Origin of the sequence: Photorhabdus noenieputensis, from assembly GCF_018448935.1 — a bacterium.
Taxonomy (GTDB): Bacteria; Pseudomonadota; Gammaproteobacteria; order Enterobacterales; family Enterobacteriaceae; genus Photorhabdus; species Photorhabdus noenieputensis.
This window is the reverse complement of the sequence record NZ_RCWC01000037.1, coordinates 19,477-38,254: the sequence shown is the minus strand read 5'-3', so window position 1 is coordinate 38,254 and position 18,778 is coordinate 19,477. Positions and strand designations below refer to the sequence as shown.

General features: G+C 39.7%; 17 protein-coding genes. 11 read left to right on the top strand and 6 right to left on the bottom strand.

The annotated features are described in order from the left end of the window. Positions 1–108 precede the first annotated feature (108 nt). Entirely contained in the window at positions 109–957 is an 849-nt protein-coding gene (queF, locus tag EAE91_RS19750) for an NADPH-dependent 7-cyano-7-deazaguanine reductase QueF (RefSeq protein WP_214089979.1), read from the bottom strand. Positions 958–1,104: 147 nt separating this feature from the next. Here queF and syd point away from each other — a divergent pair, with 147 nt between their 5' ends. The 6 genes from syd (at position 1,105) to EAE91_RS19720 (ending at position 7,138) form a co-directional block, all read left to right on the top strand. Next, positions 1,105–1,659, top strand: a complete 555-nt coding sequence (gene syd / locus EAE91_RS19745) for a SecY-interacting protein (protein ID WP_214089978.1) — start codon at positions 1,105–1,107, stop codon at positions 1,657–1,659. Between the two features lie 529 nt (positions 1,660–2,188). Next, complete coding sequence (locus tag EAE91_RS19740) at positions 2,189–2,521, top strand: YqcC family protein (RefSeq protein ID WP_214089977.1); 333 nt, start codon at positions 2,189–2,191, stop codon at positions 2,519–2,521. 1 nt (position 2,522) lies between these two features. Next, positions 2,523–3,269: a tRNA pseudouridine(65) synthase TruC gene (gene truC, locus EAE91_RS19735; protein WP_214089976.1), complete on the top strand. Its 747-nt coding sequence runs from the start codon at positions 2,523–2,525 to the stop codon at positions 3,267–3,269. Positions 3,270–4,061: 792 nt separating this feature from the next. Further along, positions 4,062–5,033: a Fe(II)-2OG oxygenase family protein gene (locus EAE91_RS19730; protein ID WP_051560829.1), complete on the top strand. Its 972-nt coding sequence runs from the start codon at positions 4,062–4,064 to the stop codon at positions 5,031–5,033. A 9-nt stretch (positions 5,034–5,042) separates the two neighbouring features. Then, positions 5,043–5,903 carry a glutamate racemase gene (gene murI / locus EAE91_RS19725; protein WP_036781528.1) on the top strand — a complete coding sequence of 287 codons (861 nt, stop codon included), beginning with the start codon at positions 5,043–5,045 and terminating at the stop codon, positions 5,901–5,903. 23 nt (positions 5,904–5,926) lie between these two features. Beyond that, positions 5,927–7,138 (top strand): MFS transporter, encoded by a 1,212-nt coding sequence (locus EAE91_RS19720; protein ID WP_214089975.1) that lies wholly within the window; start codon positions 5,927–5,929, stop codon positions 7,136–7,138. A 407-nt stretch (positions 7,139–7,545) separates the two neighbouring features. On the opposite strand, the gene EAE91_RS19715 is transcribed toward EAE91_RS19720, so the two are convergent. Continuing rightward, the gene (locus EAE91_RS19715; RefSeq protein ID WP_214089974.1) at positions 7,546–8,712 is read right to left on the bottom strand and encodes a hypothetical protein; all 1,167 of its coding nucleotides are present in this window, start codon (positions 8,710–8,712) and stop codon (positions 7,546–7,548) included. A 626-nt stretch (positions 8,713–9,338) separates the two neighbouring features. Here EAE91_RS19715 and EAE91_RS19710 point away from each other — a divergent pair. Continuing rightward, positions 9,339–9,788, top strand: a complete 450-nt coding sequence (locus EAE91_RS19710; RefSeq protein ID WP_214089973.1) for a flavodoxin — start codon at positions 9,339–9,341, stop codon at positions 9,786–9,788. 57 nt (positions 9,789–9,845) lie between these two features. Here the strand turns inward: EAE91_RS19710 and EAE91_RS19705 are convergent, their stop codons facing one another. The 4 genes from EAE91_RS19705 to map all read right to left on the bottom strand — a co-directional run bounded on the left by EAE91_RS19705 (position 9,846) and on the right by map (position 15,028). Beyond that, complete coding sequence (locus EAE91_RS19705) at positions 9,846–10,232, bottom strand: DUF3461 family protein (RefSeq protein WP_036781518.1); 387 nt, start codon at positions 10,230–10,232, stop codon at positions 9,846–9,848. A 214-nt stretch (positions 10,233–10,446) separates the two neighbouring features. Then, complete coding sequence (dapD, locus tag EAE91_RS19700) at positions 10,447–11,271, bottom strand: 2,3,4,5-tetrahydropyridine-2,6-dicarboxylate N-succinyltransferase (protein ID WP_214089972.1); 825 nt, start codon at positions 11,269–11,271, stop codon at positions 10,447–10,449. Between the two features lie 171 nt (positions 11,272–11,442). Beyond that, the gene (gene glnD, locus EAE91_RS19695; protein WP_214089971.1) at positions 11,443–14,091 is read right to left on the bottom strand and encodes a bifunctional uridylyltransferase/uridylyl-removing protein GlnD; all 2,649 of its coding nucleotides are present in this window, start codon (positions 14,089–14,091) and stop codon (positions 11,443–11,445) included. A gap of 139 nt (positions 14,092–14,230) precedes the next feature. Next, entirely contained in the window at positions 14,231–15,028 is a 798-nt protein-coding gene (gene map / locus EAE91_RS19690; RefSeq protein ID WP_214089970.1) for a type I methionyl aminopeptidase, read from the bottom strand. Between the two features lie 429 nt (positions 15,029–15,457). On the opposite strand from map, the gene rpsB reads away from it, so the two are divergent. The 4 genes from rpsB to frr all read left to right on the top strand — a co-directional run bounded on the left by rpsB (position 15,458) and on the right by frr (position 18,744). Then, on the top strand, positions 15,458–16,183 hold the full coding sequence (gene rpsB / locus EAE91_RS19685; protein ID WP_036781258.1) for a 30S ribosomal protein S2: 726 nt from the start codon (positions 15,458–15,460) through the stop codon (positions 16,181–16,183). A 150-nt stretch (positions 16,184–16,333) separates the two neighbouring features. Continuing rightward, positions 16,334–17,185: a translation elongation factor Ts gene (tsf, locus tag EAE91_RS19680; protein ID WP_214089969.1), complete on the top strand. Its 852-nt coding sequence runs from the start codon at positions 16,334–16,336 to the stop codon at positions 17,183–17,185. Between the two features lie 153 nt (positions 17,186–17,338). Further along, on the top strand, positions 17,339–18,067 hold the full coding sequence (pyrH, locus tag EAE91_RS19675) for a UMP kinase (RefSeq protein WP_036781253.1): 729 nt from the start codon (positions 17,339–17,341) through the stop codon (positions 18,065–18,067). Between the two features lie 119 nt (positions 18,068–18,186). Further along, on the top strand, positions 18,187–18,744 hold the full coding sequence (frr, locus tag EAE91_RS19670) for a ribosome recycling factor (protein ID WP_214089968.1): 558 nt from the start codon (positions 18,187–18,189) through the stop codon (positions 18,742–18,744). The last annotated feature ends 34 nt before the right edge of the window (positions 18,745–18,778 follow it).

The window sequence follows — 18,778 nt, the reverse complement described above, 5'->3', positions numbered from 1 at the left end:
TGACTCCTTGTATACCGTGTATGGATTACATATCAATAGCACTAAACTGAATGTATTACATACCCTATTTCAGCTTATTTTTCAAAAATTGCGTTTAGAAAAACAGATTTATTGACGTGCCAGTCTGCCTATAGCTGGAATAAAGCTTGCATTATTTGTACGCCACGGGTTGATATCTAATCCCCCACGACGGGTATAACGAGCGTAGACTGAGAGCTTTTCTGGTGCACATAACTGTTGTAAATCGTTGAAGATACGCTCGACGCATTGCTCGTGAAACTCATTGTGATGCCGGAATGATATTAGGTAGCGTAACAATGCTTCCCGATTGATTTTTGCCCCTTGGTAGTGAATCTGGACAGATCCCCAGTCAGGTTGATGGGTAATCAGGCAATTAGATTTCAGCAGATGGCTAACCAAAACTTCCTCCACCAACGGGCCTTGTGCTGCATCTTGCAGATAATGACGCTTGAAATCATATTCAGTCACTTCAATGTCCTGATCGTCAATACATTCACCTGTAAAAGCGGAGATTGGCTGGTTATTGAAATGATCTAAATGATGAAGAGTCACTTCCACCTCGCCTTCAGCACAAGCAGCCAGATCGCGCTGTAGTGTTTCTGCAACGGCTTGCCAGTTTTCAAAACGAGTTTGGTTAAAACTGTTCAGATAGAGCTTAAAACTTTTAGATTCAATCAGGTTTTTGCTTGCTGCATTTAAACTAACATGCCCGACAGCAACTTGTGGCAAACCACGGCTATTTAGCCATGATAGTTCATATAGCGTCCAGATATCGGCACCATGAAATGGCAAATTATCAGGGAAAATTTCTAGCGGCTCACGGTTCATATTGCGGGGTACAGCTTGTAATAAGCTGGCATCATATTGATCACGATATAAAGTGGTTTTACCCAGAGTAAGCTGCTCAAGAGCTTGGTGATCCCGATATAACGACATGTTATTCCTCAAAATCTGATATTAGTGATGGCTTAAGTTTAGCAAGTTAGCGCGTTTGTCTGAATTTTATTTGTTCGCTCAGTTCACTATCTTTGGTTTACTATAAAATTGCTAAGTACACCCTAACAGTTACCGGTTGAAAATAATATGATTTCTAATGTTACAGAAGCGTTGTCTAATTTTACCCGTTGTTATGTTGATTTGTGGCAAAAGGAAACCGGAGCCCCCCCTGCCAGCCGTGAACTTTATGGCGTACCATCACCTTGTATTACCCAGACTGGTGACAACATGGTTTATTGGCTTCCACAGCCTTTTCCTTTAGAGGATAAGCTGAATAGCGTCGAAGTTGCACTGGATATTCAATTACAACCGGCAATTCATGATTTTTATACATCACAATTGGCCGGTGATATGACGGTAACGTTTGAAGGACAACGTTTTAGTTTGATTCAGGTCTGGAGTGAAGATGACTTTATCCGTTTACAGGAAAACCTGATAGGACATTTGGTGACGCAGAAGCGGCTGAAACTGTCGCCAACGGCATTTATTGCGACGATGGAGTCAGATGATATGGGGATCATTTCTCTGTGTAATTTGAGCGGTGAAGTGATTTTGGAACAATTTGGTAGTCATAAACGAACGCGGTTATTTACCGACTTAATTGGGTTTCTTGGCGCAGTTGAACCCGTCTTTATTCGCTAGGGTTGGATTTTTAACGTTGTATTTGTGAGATATCTCTTACACTTCATGTAAGAGATATCATTGTTTACTTTTGTGAGCTTCACATTAGTTTATTATTTCCATTTTATTTCAATAGGCTATAAATAGTCACAGATTTTATTCACTATCTTCACTTACTGGTTTCATTATGTGTAGCTTGTTTCATCGAACGAATTAATTCATGCTGTCCTCAGCAGGAAAGGAATCATTGCGCACAATTTCTCAAGGACAGATAAGTGATGATGGTCAGGATGACACCAATGCATAACAGGATCGTATGCAATATAAATAAAATGATGGGTAGGGATAGCCAAACTAAGGACAAGTTTGTCAAGGAGTGAGCAGGGAGCATCTTATTATTAGCGGGACTGCTATAAAATCAACTTAAGGGGAGCGCTTGTTCGCTCCCTTCTCTTATTTGGTGGGGCAAGTAAATTTTCAGCTTAAGGGGTATCGATGGTATTCTTGCGAACTTGGTTGTTTTGAGTAAAAACTGAGTCAGGCTGAAAATATGAGTGCCACAAAACAAATTCTGCATAAATTACAGTTAATTGAAGAAGCCATGAGGGAAATTGGCCTGTGGCAGAGCCATCCGCCTAAACCAGAAGCTTTCGAAAGTGTTGAGCCATTTTCCATTGATACAATGTTAGCTGAAGAGTGGTTACAGTGGATATTAATTCCGAGAATGTATGCATTGTTGGAGCAGGGATTAGCGTTGCCTACGGCATTTGCTATCGCGCCTTACTTTGAGGAATCTTATAAAGAAGATACTACCGGACGTTATCAGCAACTGCTTGAACATCTTCGTGCGTTGGATCGCTTATTTATGCAGGATAACGTTTGATATGTTGGAAGTGTTATATCAGGATGATTATATTGTGGCAGTTAATAAGCCAGCGGGGTGGTTAGTTCATCGTAGCTGGTTGGCGCGTCACGAAACTGTCTTTGTCATGCAGACATTGCGTGATCAGATTGGTCAGCATGTTTTCCCGGTACACCGTCTGGATAGACCAACGTCAGGTGTATTGCTGATGGCGCTTTCCAGCGATGTTGCCCGCCAGCTCTCCCAACAGTTTGAACATCATCAGTTACAAAAAACTTATCACGCTGTCGTGCGTGGTTATGTGCTGGAACCAGCTATTATTGATTACGCTCTGGTTGAGGAACTGGATAAGATCGCAGATAAATTTGCAGATGGCGATAAAGAAGCTCAACCCAGTGTGACTTATTACCGGCCACTGGCAACGGTGGAGTGTCCGGTAGAAATAGGTCGTTATCCTACATCACGTTTTAGTTTGTTGGAGTTGACACCGAAAACAGGCCGAAAACATCAATTAAGACGCCATATGGCACATATTCGTCACCCCATTATTGGTGATACAACGCATGGCGATTTACGGCAAAACAGAGGGGTTGCCGCTCATTATCAAACCAACCGGTTGATGCTTCATGCCAGTTGTCTTGAGTTGGATCACCCTGTTACGGGGGAGAAATTATCGCTTACGGCAAAATGGGATGCGTCATGGCAGCATTTAATACAACAATTTGGCTGGCAAGGTATTATCCCCGATTTGGAGTATGATAGTAATTAGCGAAAGCCGTCGTTGACTCTCTCCACCCCGCCAGTACTACAAGCAAAGCAAGCTTTCTACGGTAGTAACCTAGTCTTGTTTTGTACCCGTAAATAGGTATGTTGCTGGCGTAGTAGATGGAATGTTTCACCCTGACAAAACCAGAATTACCTATTGCAAAGTGCAAAGACGGGAAACAAAAGGACGGGTATGAACACACCCGTTTCGACTTCCTTGGATATACCTTGTCAGCCGAGGCTTAGTAAAGCTACAAGAGAAACGATCTGCTCAAAGTATTATTGCGTTGAGTTAGGCGTAAATTTAAGAACCAGTCTGGTGATACTGCTGAAATTCTGGCTTGTATATGATCTGACTTTGAATATGTTTCGTGCGGAAACAACAAAAAAGCCAGTATTCGCGGCAAACGAAAACAGGCCAACATGAATAGCGCCTATATGGATAAGGTACTGATAGTTGGTTTTAATACGATGAGTAATAAACAAACACTCAGTTTCTACCTTGTTTAGATTAAAAGTTTCCTAGTGTAATATTACGTTAGTATTTAAATAAAAAATGCATGATTTTTTGAAAAAATGGATTTAAATATTATTTCCGTAAATATTTCGTTCGATTTTAAAAAAGATGTTTTTTCTACAACGATAATTTAACTTTTTGAAATTTATGAATAAAATAAAATTTTGGAAATAATAAAAATGTAAATAAATGTAAAGTAAATTTTGTTTTAAACTAAAAAAATATAAATTCCCTGAACCAAATTGGTTTTTATTAAATTAACTATATTAGAGTAGGAAGATGACATATATTAAGGAAATTAAACCTGATCAAAATGAAAGTAAAGTGATTAAAGGTTTAATAGATCATATTGTTTTTGATGAGAAATTAGATAATCAATATGACTTTCTAGAAAGAGCCCCAATTTTCGCACAAGAGTTGCCTCGTAGTATTAGAGAAGAGTTTTATCATTTTAAGCGGCATGAGAAATATGCTGCTATTCATGTTAAAGATAACCCTGTTTTACTTAATGGTGTTCAACCAACTCCGAGAAAATTAATAGAATTAGAAGATGGATATAAAATTAATGATGCAAAAATATTATTAGGTCTATATGGATCTTTATTGGGAGAAGGTATGGGATTTACCTCCCAACGAAATGGTAGTATATACAATAATATTATCCCTTTCGAAGAATTACAAAATGTCCCTAATTCAAGCAGTGGTTCAAATAAAGATTTTGGGTTTCATGTAGAAGATGCCTTTCACCCAGCAAGAGCTGAATTCTTGGGACTTGTCTGTATGCGAAATGAAGAAAGAGCACCAACAACAATTTCTTGTATTGACGGTATTGAACTTACTGACAAGGAAAAAGAACTTCTTTTTCAGGACAGGTTTTATATTTCTCATAATCCAATTCATTCAACTTCAAATATTGTTGATGAAGAAGGTCAAGCAATATTATTTGGTGCAAAAGAAGAGCCTTATGTAAGAATTAATGCTGCTGCTTTGAACCTAGATAACAATTCGTTAGATGAAATAAAAGCAGTCAATAAGGTAATTGATTTTTTTAATAAAAATAAGGAGTCAATTGTTTTAAATACTTCAGATTGTATATTTGTTGATAACTTTAGATGTGTACACGCCAGGGATGCATATGAACCTTTCTTTGGAGAAAAAGCACGTTGGTTAGCAAGAGTTGTATTTACAACTGATTTAAAGAAATCTCGAGGAATGCGAGGATCTGTTCAAAGTCGAGCTATCATTGCGTAAGAGGTTTTTATGTTAGTTGAAGATACGATTATTTTAGAAAAAAAAAATATAGAATTTTACAATTCTAATGGTGATTCTGTAGAAAAAATAAACACCGATACCCCTAGAATATTGATTTTTGATTCGGGAGTTGGTGGTTTATCAGTATCTAAATATGTAGAGAATTTTTTTTTAGGTACTGACGTCGTTTATATTGCTGATAATAAGTTCTATCCTTATGGAAATAAGGATAGAACTTTACTACTAGAAAGAATAGAAGATTTGTTAGAGCAAGCAGTACAAGTATTTAAGCCAATTGGTTTAATTATTGCCTGTAATACAGCATCAACTTTATTGAGTAACAATTTTATAGAAAAACTAAAATTGCCTTGTATTAAAGTGCTCCCTCCTATTTTAGAAGCCTTTCAGATCTCTTCAAAAAAAAATGTTCTTCTGATTGCTACACCTAATACAATTAACAGTGAATATGTTAATAATATATGTGAAAAGTTAATTTATGATAAGTTCATCTTTAAAAAGTTAGGTTTAACAGAGCTAGTTAACTTTTCAGAGATGAAATCAAGAGGAATACTATTAAAAACCAATGAAATAGAAAGTTTAATACTAAAATCAATGACAAAAGAAGAGATTGATAATGTAGATGTAGTGATTTTAGGGTGCACTCACTTTCCTAATATTAAAGATGAATTAAAGTATATTTTTAAAAATGTTAATGAGTGGGTGGATCCTGCCTATGATGCCGTTAACTCCCTTTATCAAGCGATTAACCAAAGTAACTCTCAAAAGGGAATTCAGAAATTTTTATTCTTAACAGAACAAAGTAAAGCCGATAACTTTACTTTTCCATATTCATATAGTGGTTTTTTATAAAGATCTTCTAGGATAGTTAATTCGTGATAAATCAAAATATTGAAAATTATAAATGGACAGTGTTATTTATAGCTACGATAACTCAGGCATGTGCGTGTTTTTTTGTTCAAGGGATAGGTTCTATCGCTCCACTATTGCAACAACAGATGTCGTTATCTGCATTCCAAATTGGGTTACTAGTATCGTCTGCTCAACTTGCACCATTAGTTGGTTTACTAGTAGCTGGAGAATTACTTGATAGGTTTAATGAAAAGTACGTGGTAAGTATAGGTGTTTTCTTAGTTGGAATGACTCTATGTTTTACCCTATTTTTTGATAACTATTATGCGATTCTCATACTCTTATTTATTCTTGGGATTGGGTATAGTTCTGCGCAACCAGGTGGGGCCAAGTCTGTTTCTAATTGGTTTCCAAAAAGCCAGTTAGGTTTTGCTATGGGGATTAGACAAGCAGGATTACCTCTAGGAGGGGCTTTAGCAAGTTTAATCCTACCATTTTTGGCAATACGTTTTAATTGGCATTTCGCTTTCTTTGCTAGTGGATGCATTGCTATTTTTGGGGCTACACTTTTTTTTATATTTTATAAAGATAAAGATCCTGGAGCAAAGAAAATAGGGCGCATTAATATTATATCGACTATCAGAAATAAAATGTTAATGGTTAAAGAGCCTGCGATGTTTAATATTATGTTGTCTGGGGCTTGTTTGACAGCCATTCAATATAGTGTGGTTATTTATCTAATTTCTTATTTTTATGAAGAACTAAAAATTTCTCCATCTATAGGTGCAACTTTATTATTCTCAGCTCTTGTTTCTGGGGTTTTAGGAAGAATAGCCTTAGCTGCTTGGAGTGATAGAACAAAAACAAATAGATATTTTCAAGTATTATGTTGCTTATTTTTCTCTTTAATTGGAATCACGATTTTATTTTTTATTAAAACTGATAGTTATTATTTTTTATTCCCATTAATGATCTTACTTGGTTTCTTTGGAGTAGGTTGGTATGGCCCTTGGGTAGCTTATATAGCAGACACAGCCCCAAAGGATAGGATGGGATTTGCTTTAGGTTTAGCTATGACTGCTAATCAAGTATCTGTGATTGTTATTGCGCCATTAATAGGGATATTAAGAGATATTACAGGTAGTTATAACTTAAGTTGGATATTACTGATGCTTTTTACTTTCTTTGCTTTACTAACTACTTATTTTAGAAATAAAAAGGTATTAGCAAGCTAGTATAGGGTATTGTTATTGTATCTTTACTGTTTGTCATTAATGGTTGTATAAAAAGCACTTTAGGGTGCTTTTTATCCTTTATGAGCACCAAACTGACCATTTGTAATAGAATATCTTTCAATTGTATGATATCTATACCATCTTCATCATTTGATATAAAATAAATATTTTCTATAAGCATATAAATATTTAAATTTTTTAGATGATATAATTGAAGGCACTGATTGATTGTAGTCTAAAATGATGCAAAAGCTTCGTTGAAGATTATGAATGTTTCTTCTATTTAAAAGAGGAAATACGGCTGTATTATTGGTCAGTGCGGCTGATTTGTATTCTGGTGAAATACCCATTATTATTATGTCTCTTCATTGATCCATAAGTGTTTTAATATAATAATTACGCTGGTTTTATTGTTTTTTAGAGTTAATAGTAAAGAGAAAAATTATCGATATAACTATTGAAGAAACTAATAATATTGTAAATCCAGCAATGATTTCTTCAACGCCAACACCTGAGTAAATAGTATAAAAAAGAATGACCATAGTAATAAATACATAAATACCTGATTGCATACCCAAAGTATAAAGAGAGTTTTTTGAATATAATCCCAAATAAGAGAAAAAAACAGGTTGCATAATAGTATTAGCTAAAAATACCATAATTGTGAATAGTAAATAGAGTATGCCAGAATTTATCATAATGCCAAATAAATAGAATCCGAGGGAAAATAATTGCATGATATTACCTATCATGATTCTTTTGGTTAAAAGTACAGATTTAATGATTTTCATGATGCCAATTGCACAGGGAAACCATATAATCAGTAATATGATATACATTTTAATCATGTCAATATGTTCAAAATATTTTGTTCGCATTGCTGGCATAATCATTAAGGATAGAAAAAAGCAAACATTGATGATAACTAAACTGGAAAAGGCAAATAAAATAACTAATTTATTGGTTGTTTTAACAGAGTCTTTAATATCCTGTTTTTGTTTTTTTAAATTATGGCTTTTAAAGCCAGTGAAATAGATAATTGAAGCAATAGAATAAATAAAAGCAGCGAAAAAATCTGCTGATGTACGGGAATTTAAACTTAAAAGAGAAAAAATAACGGGGATTAAAAATGGCAGGCTTAATAACGCCAGGCTTAAAATAGAAAAATCACTATTCGTTTTCTTTTCATTGCCTGCGGTTATAAGAATGTTTCTTCCCATTATAACAATAAATCCACTTATTACTCCCCATAATATTCTATGTGGAGCATCCAGCCAAACTGGAATAAGTGTTGTTTCTTTTGCAAAGAGAATGCAGTTTATGGTTGCTAGTAATAAGAAGAAGCAAAAAATATTTTTTTCAAAAAAAGTAATATTCATTTTTCGAATAAAAAAGGATACAGTCATACATCCCAGAGATAACCCCAATAAATAGGAAAAAACAGGAATATAAGCGTTTAAAATCATGCCTCCATCTTTAAGCACGGTATCTACCCAAATCATCAGGCCAGATGAGCCGGTAATATTTGCGGCACTTAATAGTATACTTAGCACAACAGCTCTATTGTTAAACATAGTGATGGTTTTCCTGTATTTAGCGCTTATTTGTGCCGTTCTATTAATCTGATAATACTATTGTTGATCTTGAAATAAAATATATGGTCATTTTTCATATTAATATCAATGTCATAAACTAAAGTTGTTTAAAAAAATGATTTTAACACTGAATTATTATTGGCTAAATAGCTTGATTTAGGATGACTTCACTTCTGTGACTTGATCTTGGTTGTCACAGAAAACAATGTTTTTGATGATTACCTGTTACCGTTTTATGTAGAATAACCACAGTTATTGATCGCTACATCTATTCGTAATTGGCTTAACAGATATATGATTAGTCATTAGTGCTGATATACCCATTATATTTCAAGTTGCCTCTTTGTTGGCTGCACTCGCTCACCCCGGTCACATAGTTATCTATGCTCCCGGGGATTCACTTCCTTGCCGTCGCGATGCATCTTGAAATCCATAGGGTATAGGATACTGTTTACATGACAGAGTGAACTTAATAGTGGCAATATTTGATTTGATACGACGGCTTAGCTGGTAAAGGTAATTATCCCTGATTTGGGAAGGGTTGAGTTTTCTGCTGTTGCCAGCGAGGATAACTAAATAATTCCTTTAAAAAGAGATAATAAATTATGGCAAAGATAGGTATTTTTGTTGGTACTGTTTATGGTAACGCGCTTGCTGTTGCAGAAGAAGCACAGCAGATCCTTGAACAACAAGGTCATGATGTAGAAGTCTTTGAAGAAGGAGAGCTGGAACAGTGGCAATCCTATCTTGATCAAATGGTTTTAGTTATCACTTCAACTACCGGACAAGGAGATTTGCCCGATAATATCCGGCCTCTTTACTATGCCTTGCGAGATGAACTGGGGTATCAACCAGAATTACGCTATGGTGTGATCGCCTTGGGTGATAGCAGTTACGAGAATTTTTGTGGTGGTGGCCGCGCTTTTGATGAGTTGCTACAAGAGCAAGGGGCAATAAGAATCGGTGAGGTTTTGATGGTGGATGCGGTGGAAGAAGCTGAACCGGAAGTTTTTGCTCAGTCTTGGATCAGGCAATGGGGAGAATTAATTGAATAATCTCAATACACCGCTTATACCAAATAAGATATAAGCGGTGTAACTAATCGAACCGTTTTATTTACGGGTTAGTTTTTCCAGATCGGCTTCAATCTCGGCAATCTTGTTGGCAACAACGTGTTCAAGATGACGCAAATCATCGAGAATTTTGTGTTTCAAATCGACTTCTGCTTGGTCACGTTTGCAAATTTGATCTAACTCTTCAATCACATAACGCAGGTTAGTGTTAATTTCGTTGATCTCTTTGTATCCTTGCTCTGTATTGTTTGCAGTTACCGTCTTGCGTTGACGTGGATATTTGAATTTCACGCTTTTAGCAAAGAATTCACCTTTATCCTTGCGGAAATAGATTTTCAGAATATCGTTGTTAGCTTCCTGACGCAGACTATAGCGGTCAATTTCTTCGGGATATGTGATCCCCAGACTCTTTAAGTTATCGTACATAGCACCACCTTAAGGGTATTTTTCCCAGTAGGTTATTTTATGTGTCATTTTGAATTCGGATTGTCGCCAAGTGCCTTACGTACTCTGTGTACGTTTCGGGTTGTGCGCGTTGTCCGCATTCAAACTCCCTATATTAATAACACTGACTGAGGTCGGTAATGATGATAAAAAGCAAAAAAATAGCGGATTTATTTATTATCCGCTATTTTAAAGTTTAATCTATCGATCTAAGTAGTTCATTAATGCCCACTTTTCCTCGTGTTTTGGCATCCACTTTTTTGACAATGACAGCACAATACAGGCTGTAACTACCATCTTTTGATGGGAGGTTGCCAGAGACAACAACGGAACCCGCAGGGACGCGACCATAATGGATTTCGCCTGTTTCACGATCATAGATTTTGGTGCTTTGTCCGATATAGACGCCCATTGAAATCACTGAACCCTCTTCGACAATCACACCTTCTACAATTTCAGAACGAGCGCCAATAAAGCAGTTGTCTTCAATGATGGTTGGATTAGCTTGTAATGGTTCCAATACGCCGCCGATGCCGACACCACCGGATAAATGGACGTTTTTACCAATTTGGGCACAGGAGCCGACAGTTGTCCAGGTATCTACCATTGTCCCTTCATCAACATAAGCGCCGATGTTGACATAGGAAGGCATCAGTACGCAGTTACGGGCAATAAAGGCCCCTTGACGCGCCGCCGCAGGAGGCACTACGCGAAAGCCCTCTTTTTCAAATCTAGCCTGATCATAGTCAGAGAATTTCATCGGAACTTTATCGAAATAACGGCTTTCTGTGCCATCGATGATCTGATTTTCATTAATACGGAAAGAGAGCAGTACAGCCATTTTTAGCCATTGATGAGTGACCCACTGACCGTCAATTTTCTCTGCAACGCGTAGTTTTCCACTATCCAGCAGGTTGATGACTTGAGTAACAGCATCACGTGTTTCATGGTTGACTGTTGCTGGAGTAAGTGTTGCGCGGTTTTCAAATGCACTTTCGATAATGGATTGTAATTGCTGCATTGCATCGGTTCCTTGGTTATCGTCCGAATCATGGGCTTATACCCGTCATCTTTCAAGTTGCCTCTTTGTTGGCTACACTCACTCACCCCGGTCACATAGTTCTCTATGCTCCCGGGGATTAGCTCCCTTGCCGCCGCGATGCATCTTGAAATCCATAGGGTATATATTGAGTTATATTTTATCCTTTGGATTTAGGGTTGCTGTCAACCTTTCTGATAATTCTTCTCTGACTTTTTTATTTAAAGCTTTGTGATCTTTATCCGCCAGAACAAAAAAATCTTCGACACGCTCACCAATCGTGGTGATATGTGCGCCATGTAGTGAAACCCCCATTTCAGCGAAAATATTACCGACTCTTGCCAGTAGCCCCGGTTGATCCAGGGCAAATAGTTCCATATAGGTTCGTCGTTCGTTATGGGTAGGTAAGAAGGTCACTTTTGTTGGTACGTTGAAGTGGCGCAGTTTGGTTGGTAATTTTCGTATTTTTGGTGTTTTGGTATGAGGCTCCAGAACGGCTTGTAAAAGTGCATTACGTATTATTTCGTGACGATCTAATGCTAAAGGATGACCATTGGGTTCCAGTACCACGAAAGTGTCCATTGTCATACCATCACGATTGGTAAATATTTGAGCATTATGAACGCTCAGGTTACGTCTATCCAGTTCGCCGACAACCGCTGCAAACAGGGAAGGACGATCTAAGCTCCAGATAAAAATTTCTGTACCGCCGCGGGTTGGCTTGGTGCTTATCAGTATCAGCGACTCTTGAGAATCATGTTGCACTAGATGACGGGCGTGCCAGGCAAGTTGTTTTGGTGTATGGCGAACGAAATAATCTGCATGACAACGACTCCAGAGCTGATGAAGTTTCTGTTCGTTAATATTATCTTGGCGCAACAGAGCAAGCGCCTGAAAACGGTTGTGACGGATGCGATCCCGAAAATCTGGCGTGTTTCCCTGGCGTAATTGGTTCTCTGTAGAGAAATAGAGTTCCCGTAACAAGCTCTGCTTCCAACTATTCCATAGGTTGATATTGGTTGCGCAGATATCAGCGACTGTCAGGCAGATCAGATAGCGTAACCGGGTTTCATTGAGGATTTGATGGGTAAATTGCTTGATGATTTCCGGGTCCTGAATATCTCGCCGTTGAGCTGTGACTGACATTAACAGATGATGACGGACCAGCCAGGCGACCAAATCAGCTTCTCGTGAATTAAGCCCATGTTGCAGTGAAAATGCTAGCGCATCGTCAGCGCCAAGTTCTGAATGGTCGCCAGTACGCCCTTTGGCGATATCATGAAATAGTGCGGCAAGACGTAGAAGCTCAGGTTGAGGCAGACGAGGATATAGCTCAACACAGAGTGGATGGGCTGGGCGGTTATTCTCATCGGCAAAACTTTCCAGTTTTCTCAGTACGCGGATGGTATGTTCGTCAACGGTATAAGCGTGAAACAGATCAAACTGCATTTGACCGACAATATTTCCCCAAAGCGGTGTATAAGCGCCAAGAACACTGTGACGATGCATAGGCACAAATGCGCTTTCAACCGCTCTAGGGTGACGTAGGATATCCATAAAGATTTGGCGAGCTTCGGGTAATTCGCACAGTGGCTGAGACAGGTTGCGGCGTGCATAACGGAGGTGACGTAACGTAGTAGAATAAATGCCTTGAACTTCCTCATGTTCTGCCATGCGATAAAACATCCGCATAATAGCTGCGGGTTCTTTGATAAACAGAGTTTCATCGATGAGATCAATAAGTTGCCCCCGTAGCTGGAATTCACTATCCAGTGGGCGGGATTTTTCATTGGTTTCTAGTGCCAAAATAGCTTCATCAAACAGTTGCAGTAGCATATTGTTGAGTTCGCTAACGCGGCGTGTCATCCGGTAGAAATCTTTCATCATTCGTTCTACCGGTTGATTACGCTCTCCTTGATAACCTAATAATTGAGCAATACTGAACTGGCGATCAAATAACAGACGGTTATCATAACGATTGACTATTAGATGAAGAGCAAAACGGATACGCCAAAGGAAACTTTGGCATTCATTTAATTCATTACGCTCTTCCGCTGTTAGGAAACCAAAGTCAACCATTTCATCTATGGAGGTTGCACCAAAATGGCGACGGGCAACCCACAGTAGGGTATGAATGTCTCGCAACCCTCCTGGGCTACTTTTGATATCAGGTTCCAGATTATAACTTGTACTGTGATAGCGCTGATGGCGCTCATGTTGTTCGACAATTTTGGCATCAAAGAAGTCAGTGGAAGGCCAAAAACCATCACTGAAGGTATATTGCTGTAACCGAAGAAAAATGGATAGATCGCCACAAATTAACCGTGATTCGATTAAATTCGTCGCAATAGTTAGGTCTGACAGCCCTTCCAGTAAGCATTCTTCAAGTGTGCGAACACTGTGGCCGACTTCCAGTCGGATATCCCATAATAAAGTGATAAATTGTCCAACATTCTGAGCTTGAGGTGGTGTGAGCGGTTGTTCACTGAGTATCAACACGTCAATATCAGATAGTGGATGCAGTTCCCGCCGGCCATATCCGCCGACGGCAATCAATGAAAGTGATGAAATTTTATCAAATCCATAGGTATACCATAATTGTTGTAATAACTGGTCTATGTAATCACTGCGTGCAGAAATCAAGGCTTCTGCGGAAATCCCTGCTTTAAATGCATGTTCCAGCCAAAGTTGAAATTCTTCGAGGTGCTGTTTCAACACGGGGTAGTGAAGCTCCTCACTAGAAAAATCAGCGGGAGACAGTGGCGGGATAGGGGCCTGAATTGTGGCGATATCTGCTGACATAAGTATAGACCTATGAAAAAGGCGAATCGTAACGGCCAGATTACTGAGAAAGTAGGGTGCTAAACAAGGGTATATTGCGGAGTAGAGGAAATAGAAGCCTTGTATGATTTTAGCAAGGCTTCGTAGTTTGTTGTTTTAATTATTCATTTACCAAGACTGCGGAAAGTGTTGGTTCTTCTTCTTTACGCCATGTCATGATTTCACAACCGTTATCAGTAACAACAATTGTATGTTCATACTGTGCAGACAGGCTGCGGTCCTTCGTTTTGACTGTCCAGCCATCTTTCATGGTACGGATACGGTAGTCACCGGTGTTAACCATTGGTTCAATAGTGAAAGCCATACCTTTTTGCAGAACAACACCACCATCATCGGCGTCATAGTGCAGTACCTGTGGTTCCTCATGGAACCCTTCGCCGATGCCGTGACCGCAATATTCACGGACTACAGAAAAATCGTTAGCTTCAACAAATTGTTGGATGGCTCTACCAAGGGTGCGCAGGCGAATACCGGGCTTCACCATTTTCAAGGCCAGATAGAGGCTTTCCTGAGTGATGCGGCATAGGCGCTCACCCTGAATGGTTGGTTTGCCAACAATGAACATTTTTGATGTATCACCGTGGAAGCCCTCTTTGATGACAGTCACATCGATATTAACAATATCGCCATCTTTCAATGCCTTATCATCACTAGGGATACCATGACACACTACGTCATTAACAGAAATACAAACGGATTTTGGGAAACCATTATAACCAAGGCAGGCAGAGACAGCCTGTTGTTTATTGGTAATGTGATCGTGACAGATACGATCTAATTCACCTGTTGTTACACCGGGTTTGACGTAAGGTTCAATAATTTCCAACACTTCTGCCGCCAATCGACCGGCGACGCGCATTTTTTCAATATCTTCAGGGGTTTTAATTGAGATTGCCATGAAACTTGTCCATTCAAGGCCAGCGAATCTGCTGGCTGTATTGTTTTTCAACAAGGAAAAAATTATTGAACTAATGGTATCAGCCTACAGAATATCTGCCAATAACAGTTGGCGGCCCTATTTCCCTCGTTACCTTTTTGCCTATCAAGAATACCTTTCGTCACCCTGCCTTTCTTTTCACATTGAGCTGTCAGAAAATGGCAACAAAAGTTGGTGTCTTAGGTGGGTTTATGATATAAAGCGCGCCGGCGTTCTCTGTATTTGCTACTGAGGCAAAATAGAGTGACGTTAAATATACTCACTGTGTAATAACACACACGAGTCGGCACATACACCGGGGTGCTCTCATGCAGAACATGCAGCTAAGGAGTCGGTGTTATGGGGCTCGTGGAGGCATAACCCCAACTTAATATTTTACAGAGGTTTACAATGGCAACTGTTTCCATGCGCGATATGCTGCAAGCGGGCGTTCACTTCGGTCACCAGACTCGTTACTGGAACCCAAAAATGAAACCATTCATCTTTGGTGCTCGTAACAAAGTGCATATCATCAACTTGGAAAAAACTGTTCCAATGTTCAACGACGCGCTAGCTGAACTGAACAAAATTGCTTCACGCAAAGGCAAAATTCTGTTTGTTGGTACTAAGCGTGCTGCGAGCGAAGCGGTTAAAGAAGCAGCTCAGAGCTGTGATCAATACTTCGTTAATCACCGTTGGTTAGGTGGTATGTTGACTAACTGGAAAACCGTTCGTCAGTCCATCAAACGTTTAAAAGATTTAGAAGCACAGTCTCAGGACGGTACTTTTGACAAACTGACCAAGAAAGAAGCGTTAATTCGTTCTCGTGAACTTGGTAAGTTAGAAAATAGTCTGGGCGGTATCAAAGATATGGGTGGCTTACCTGACGCTCTGTTTGTTATCGATGCTGAACATGAACACATTGCTATCAAAGAAGCAAACAACCTGGGTATTCCAGTATTTGCGGTTGTTGATACTAACTCTGATCCAGATGGCGTTGATTTCATCATCCCTGGTAACGATGACGCAATCCGTGCAGTAAAACTGTATCTAGGTGCTGTTGCTACCGCTGTTCGTGAAGGTCGTTCTCAAGATCTGGCTGTTCAGGCAGAAGAAAGCTTTGTAGAAGCTGAATAATAAGGCAAGCTCATTATTGAGCCCTTATTAACCAGGTATTGAAATATATTGGTTAGGGGGGCCTGTTATGGCCCCCTTTTACGTATCTAATATAAGAACTATCCATGCGGAATACTCTCTTCCTGCGGGATACATCGAGGAATAAAACAAATGTCTGGAATTACCGCTGCTTTGGTAAAAGAACTGCGTGAGCGTACTGGCGCAGGTATGATGGAATGTAAAAAAGCGCTGGTTGAAGCTAATGGTGATATCGAGTTAGCTATTGACAACATGCGTAAATCAGGTCAAGCGAAAGCTGCTAAGAAAGCTGGCCGTGTTGCTGCTGAAGGTATCATCCTGGCGGAAGTGGCTGCTGATGGCAAATTCGGCGCTTTGGTTGAGCTGAACTGTGAAACTGACTTCGTTGCTAAAGATGCTGGCTTCATCGCTTTCGGTAAAGAAGTTATGGCGGCAGTATTGGCTGATAAAGTCTCTGATATTGAAGCGCTGAAAGCTAAGTTCGAAGAACAGCGTACCACATTGGTTGCTAAAATCGGTGAAAACATCAACATTCGTCGTGTTTCTGTATTAGAAGGCGAACAACTGGGTACTTATCTGCATGGTGCGCGTATCGGTGTTCTGGTTGCGGCTGAAGGCGCTAATGAAGAGCTGATTAAGCATGTGGCGATGCACATCGCTGCAAGCAAGCCTGAATATGTTAACCCAAGCGATGTACCTGCTGATGTTGTTGAGCGTGAGCACCAAATCCAACTTGATATCGCCATGCAGTCTGGTAAACCACGTGAAATCGCAGAGAAAATGGTTTCTGGCCGTATGAATAAATTTACCGGCGAGATCTCTCTGACAGGTCAGAATTTCGTGATGGACCCAAGCAAAACAGTTGGCGATCTGTTGAAAGAAAACAATGCTAAAGTGACCAACTTCATCCGTTATGAAGTGGGTGAAGGTATTGAGAAAGTTGAGACTGATTTCGCAGCAGAAGTTGCTGCAATGAGTAAATAGTCTTAATTTTTACAAACAGGGCCGCCAAATGGCGGTTCTGTTTTATCTAATCTAAACCGCCTATTCCAGTAGGTTTTGAGTTTTTGCATCTGGTCAGAATGACCCGGATGTATGTAAATCCCCAATATACTTTTCTGCTTAGGACAGAACATCATGGCAACCAATGCAAAACCCGTATATCAGCGTATCCTGCTTAAACTCAGTGGAGAAGCCCTGCAAGGTGCAGAAGGTTTTGGTATAGATGCCAGCGTTTTAGATCGTATGGCTCAGGAGATCAAAGAACTGGTTGAGTTAGGCGTACAGGTCGGTGTCGTCATTGGCGGTGGTAATCTGTTTCGTGGTGCTGGCTTGGCAGAAGCAGGAATGAACCGTGTAGTCGGCGACCACATGGGCATGTTGGCAACAGTAATGAATGGGCTGGCAATGCGGGATGCATTACACCGCGCCTATGTGAACGCCCGTCTAATGTCTGCCATTCCTTTAAATGGCGTTTGTGATAACTATAGTTGGGCAGAAGCGATTAGTTTGTTACGTCATGGTCGTGTTGTTATTTTCTCTGCGGGTACCGGCAATCCGTTCTTTACTACAGATTCGGCAGCGTGTTTGCGTGGTATTGAGATTGAAGCAGATGTTGTGCTAAAAGCAACTAAAGTAGATGGTGTTTATTCGGCTGATCCGGCTAAAGATTCGGAAGCGGTATTGTTTGATAAGCTCTCCTATCAGCAGGTATTAGAGCGTGAATTGAAAGTTATGGATTTGGCGGCATTCACGTTGGCTCGTGATCATAGCTTACCCATTCGCGTATTTAACATGAATAAGCCGGGGGCATTGCGTCGTGTGGTGATGGGGGAAAATGAAGGTACCCTGATTTCTCATGAGTAATGTTCAAAGACACCAGAGATGTTTGGCGGTATGATGAGTCGCCTGATACGCCAAATTTAATAAATTATGGCCATAATGATTTATGGCTTGAAAACAACCAGTTCCCAAGGGTTTGTAACGTGATTAATGAAATCAAAAAAGACGCACAAGACCGCATGGAAAAGAGCGTCGAAGCACTTAAAAACCAAATTAGCAAGGTTCGTACTGGCCGAGCTTCTCCTAGTCTGCTGGATGGTATCACTGTTGAGTATTATGGTGCGCCAACGCCTTTGCGTCAGCTTGCTAACGTCGTCGCTGAAGACGCACGTACCCTGGCTATCACGGTATTTGATCGTACTATGACGCCGGCGATTGAAAAGGCAATCATGGCTTCTGATTTAGGGCTGAATCCATCTTCTGCGGGGACTACAATCCGTGTTCCTTTGCCAGCATTGACAGAAGAGCGCCGTAAGGATTTGATTAAGGTGGTTCGTAGCGAAGCTGAGCAGGGGCGTGTCTCTGTACGTAATATTCGTCGTGATGCTAACGACAAAATCAAAGCGCTGTTGAAAGACAAAGAGATCAGTGAAGATGATGAGCGTCGTGCGCAGGATGATATTCAAAAGCTGACGGATAATTTCATCAAAAAAGTTGATGAAGCTTTAACGAAGAAAGAAGAAGAACTGATGGAGTTCTAATCTCTTTCATAAGATATATACCCTATGGATTTCA

Bases quoted from the DNA above. Each gene is read 5' to 3' on its own strand.
- queF (WP_214089979.1), bottom strand. From the start codon at position 957: ATGTCGTTATATCGGGATCACCAAGCTCTTGAGCAGCTTACTCTGGGT.
- syd (WP_214089978.1), top strand. From the start codon at position 1,105: ATGATTTCTAATGTTACAGAAGCGTTGTCTAATTTTACCCGTTGTTAT.
- EAE91_RS19740 (WP_214089977.1), top strand. From the start codon at position 2,189: ATGAGTGCCACAAAACAAATTCTGCATAAATTACAGTTAATTGAAGAA.
- truC (WP_214089976.1), top strand. From the start codon at position 2,523: ATGTTGGAAGTGTTATATCAGGATGATTATATTGTGGCAGTTAATAAG.
- EAE91_RS19730 (WP_051560829.1), top strand. From the start codon at position 4,062: ATGACATATATTAAGGAAATTAAACCTGATCAAAATGAAAGTAAAGTG.
- murI (WP_036781528.1), top strand. From the start codon at position 5,043: ATGTTAGTTGAAGATACGATTATTTTAGAAAAAAAAAATATAGAATTT.
- EAE91_RS19715 (WP_214089974.1), bottom strand. From the start codon at position 8,712: ATGTTTAACAATAGAGCTGTTGTGCTAAGTATACTATTAAGTGCCGCA.
- EAE91_RS19710 (WP_214089973.1), top strand. From the start codon at position 9,339: ATGGCAAAGATAGGTATTTTTGTTGGTACTGTTTATGGTAACGCGCTT.
- EAE91_RS19705 (WP_036781518.1), bottom strand. From the start codon at position 10,232: ATGTACGATAACTTAAAGAGTCTGGGGATCACATATCCCGAAGAAATT.
- dapD (WP_214089972.1), bottom strand. From the start codon at position 11,271: ATGCAGCAATTACAATCCATTATCGAAAGTGCATTTGAAAACCGCGCA.
- glnD (WP_214089971.1), bottom strand. From the start codon at position 14,091: ATGTCAGCAGATATCGCCACAATTCAGGCCCCTATCCCGCCACTGTCT.
- map (WP_214089970.1), bottom strand. From the start codon at position 15,028: ATGGCAATCTCAATTAAAACCCCTGAAGATATTGAAAAAATGCGCGTC.
- rpsB (WP_036781258.1), top strand. From the start codon at position 15,458: ATGGCAACTGTTTCCATGCGCGATATGCTGCAAGCGGGCGTTCACTTC.
- tsf (WP_214089969.1), top strand. From the start codon at position 16,334: ATGTCTGGAATTACCGCTGCTTTGGTAAAAGAACTGCGTGAGCGTACT.
- pyrH (WP_036781253.1), top strand. From the start codon at position 17,339: ATGGCAACCAATGCAAAACCCGTATATCAGCGTATCCTGCTTAAACTC.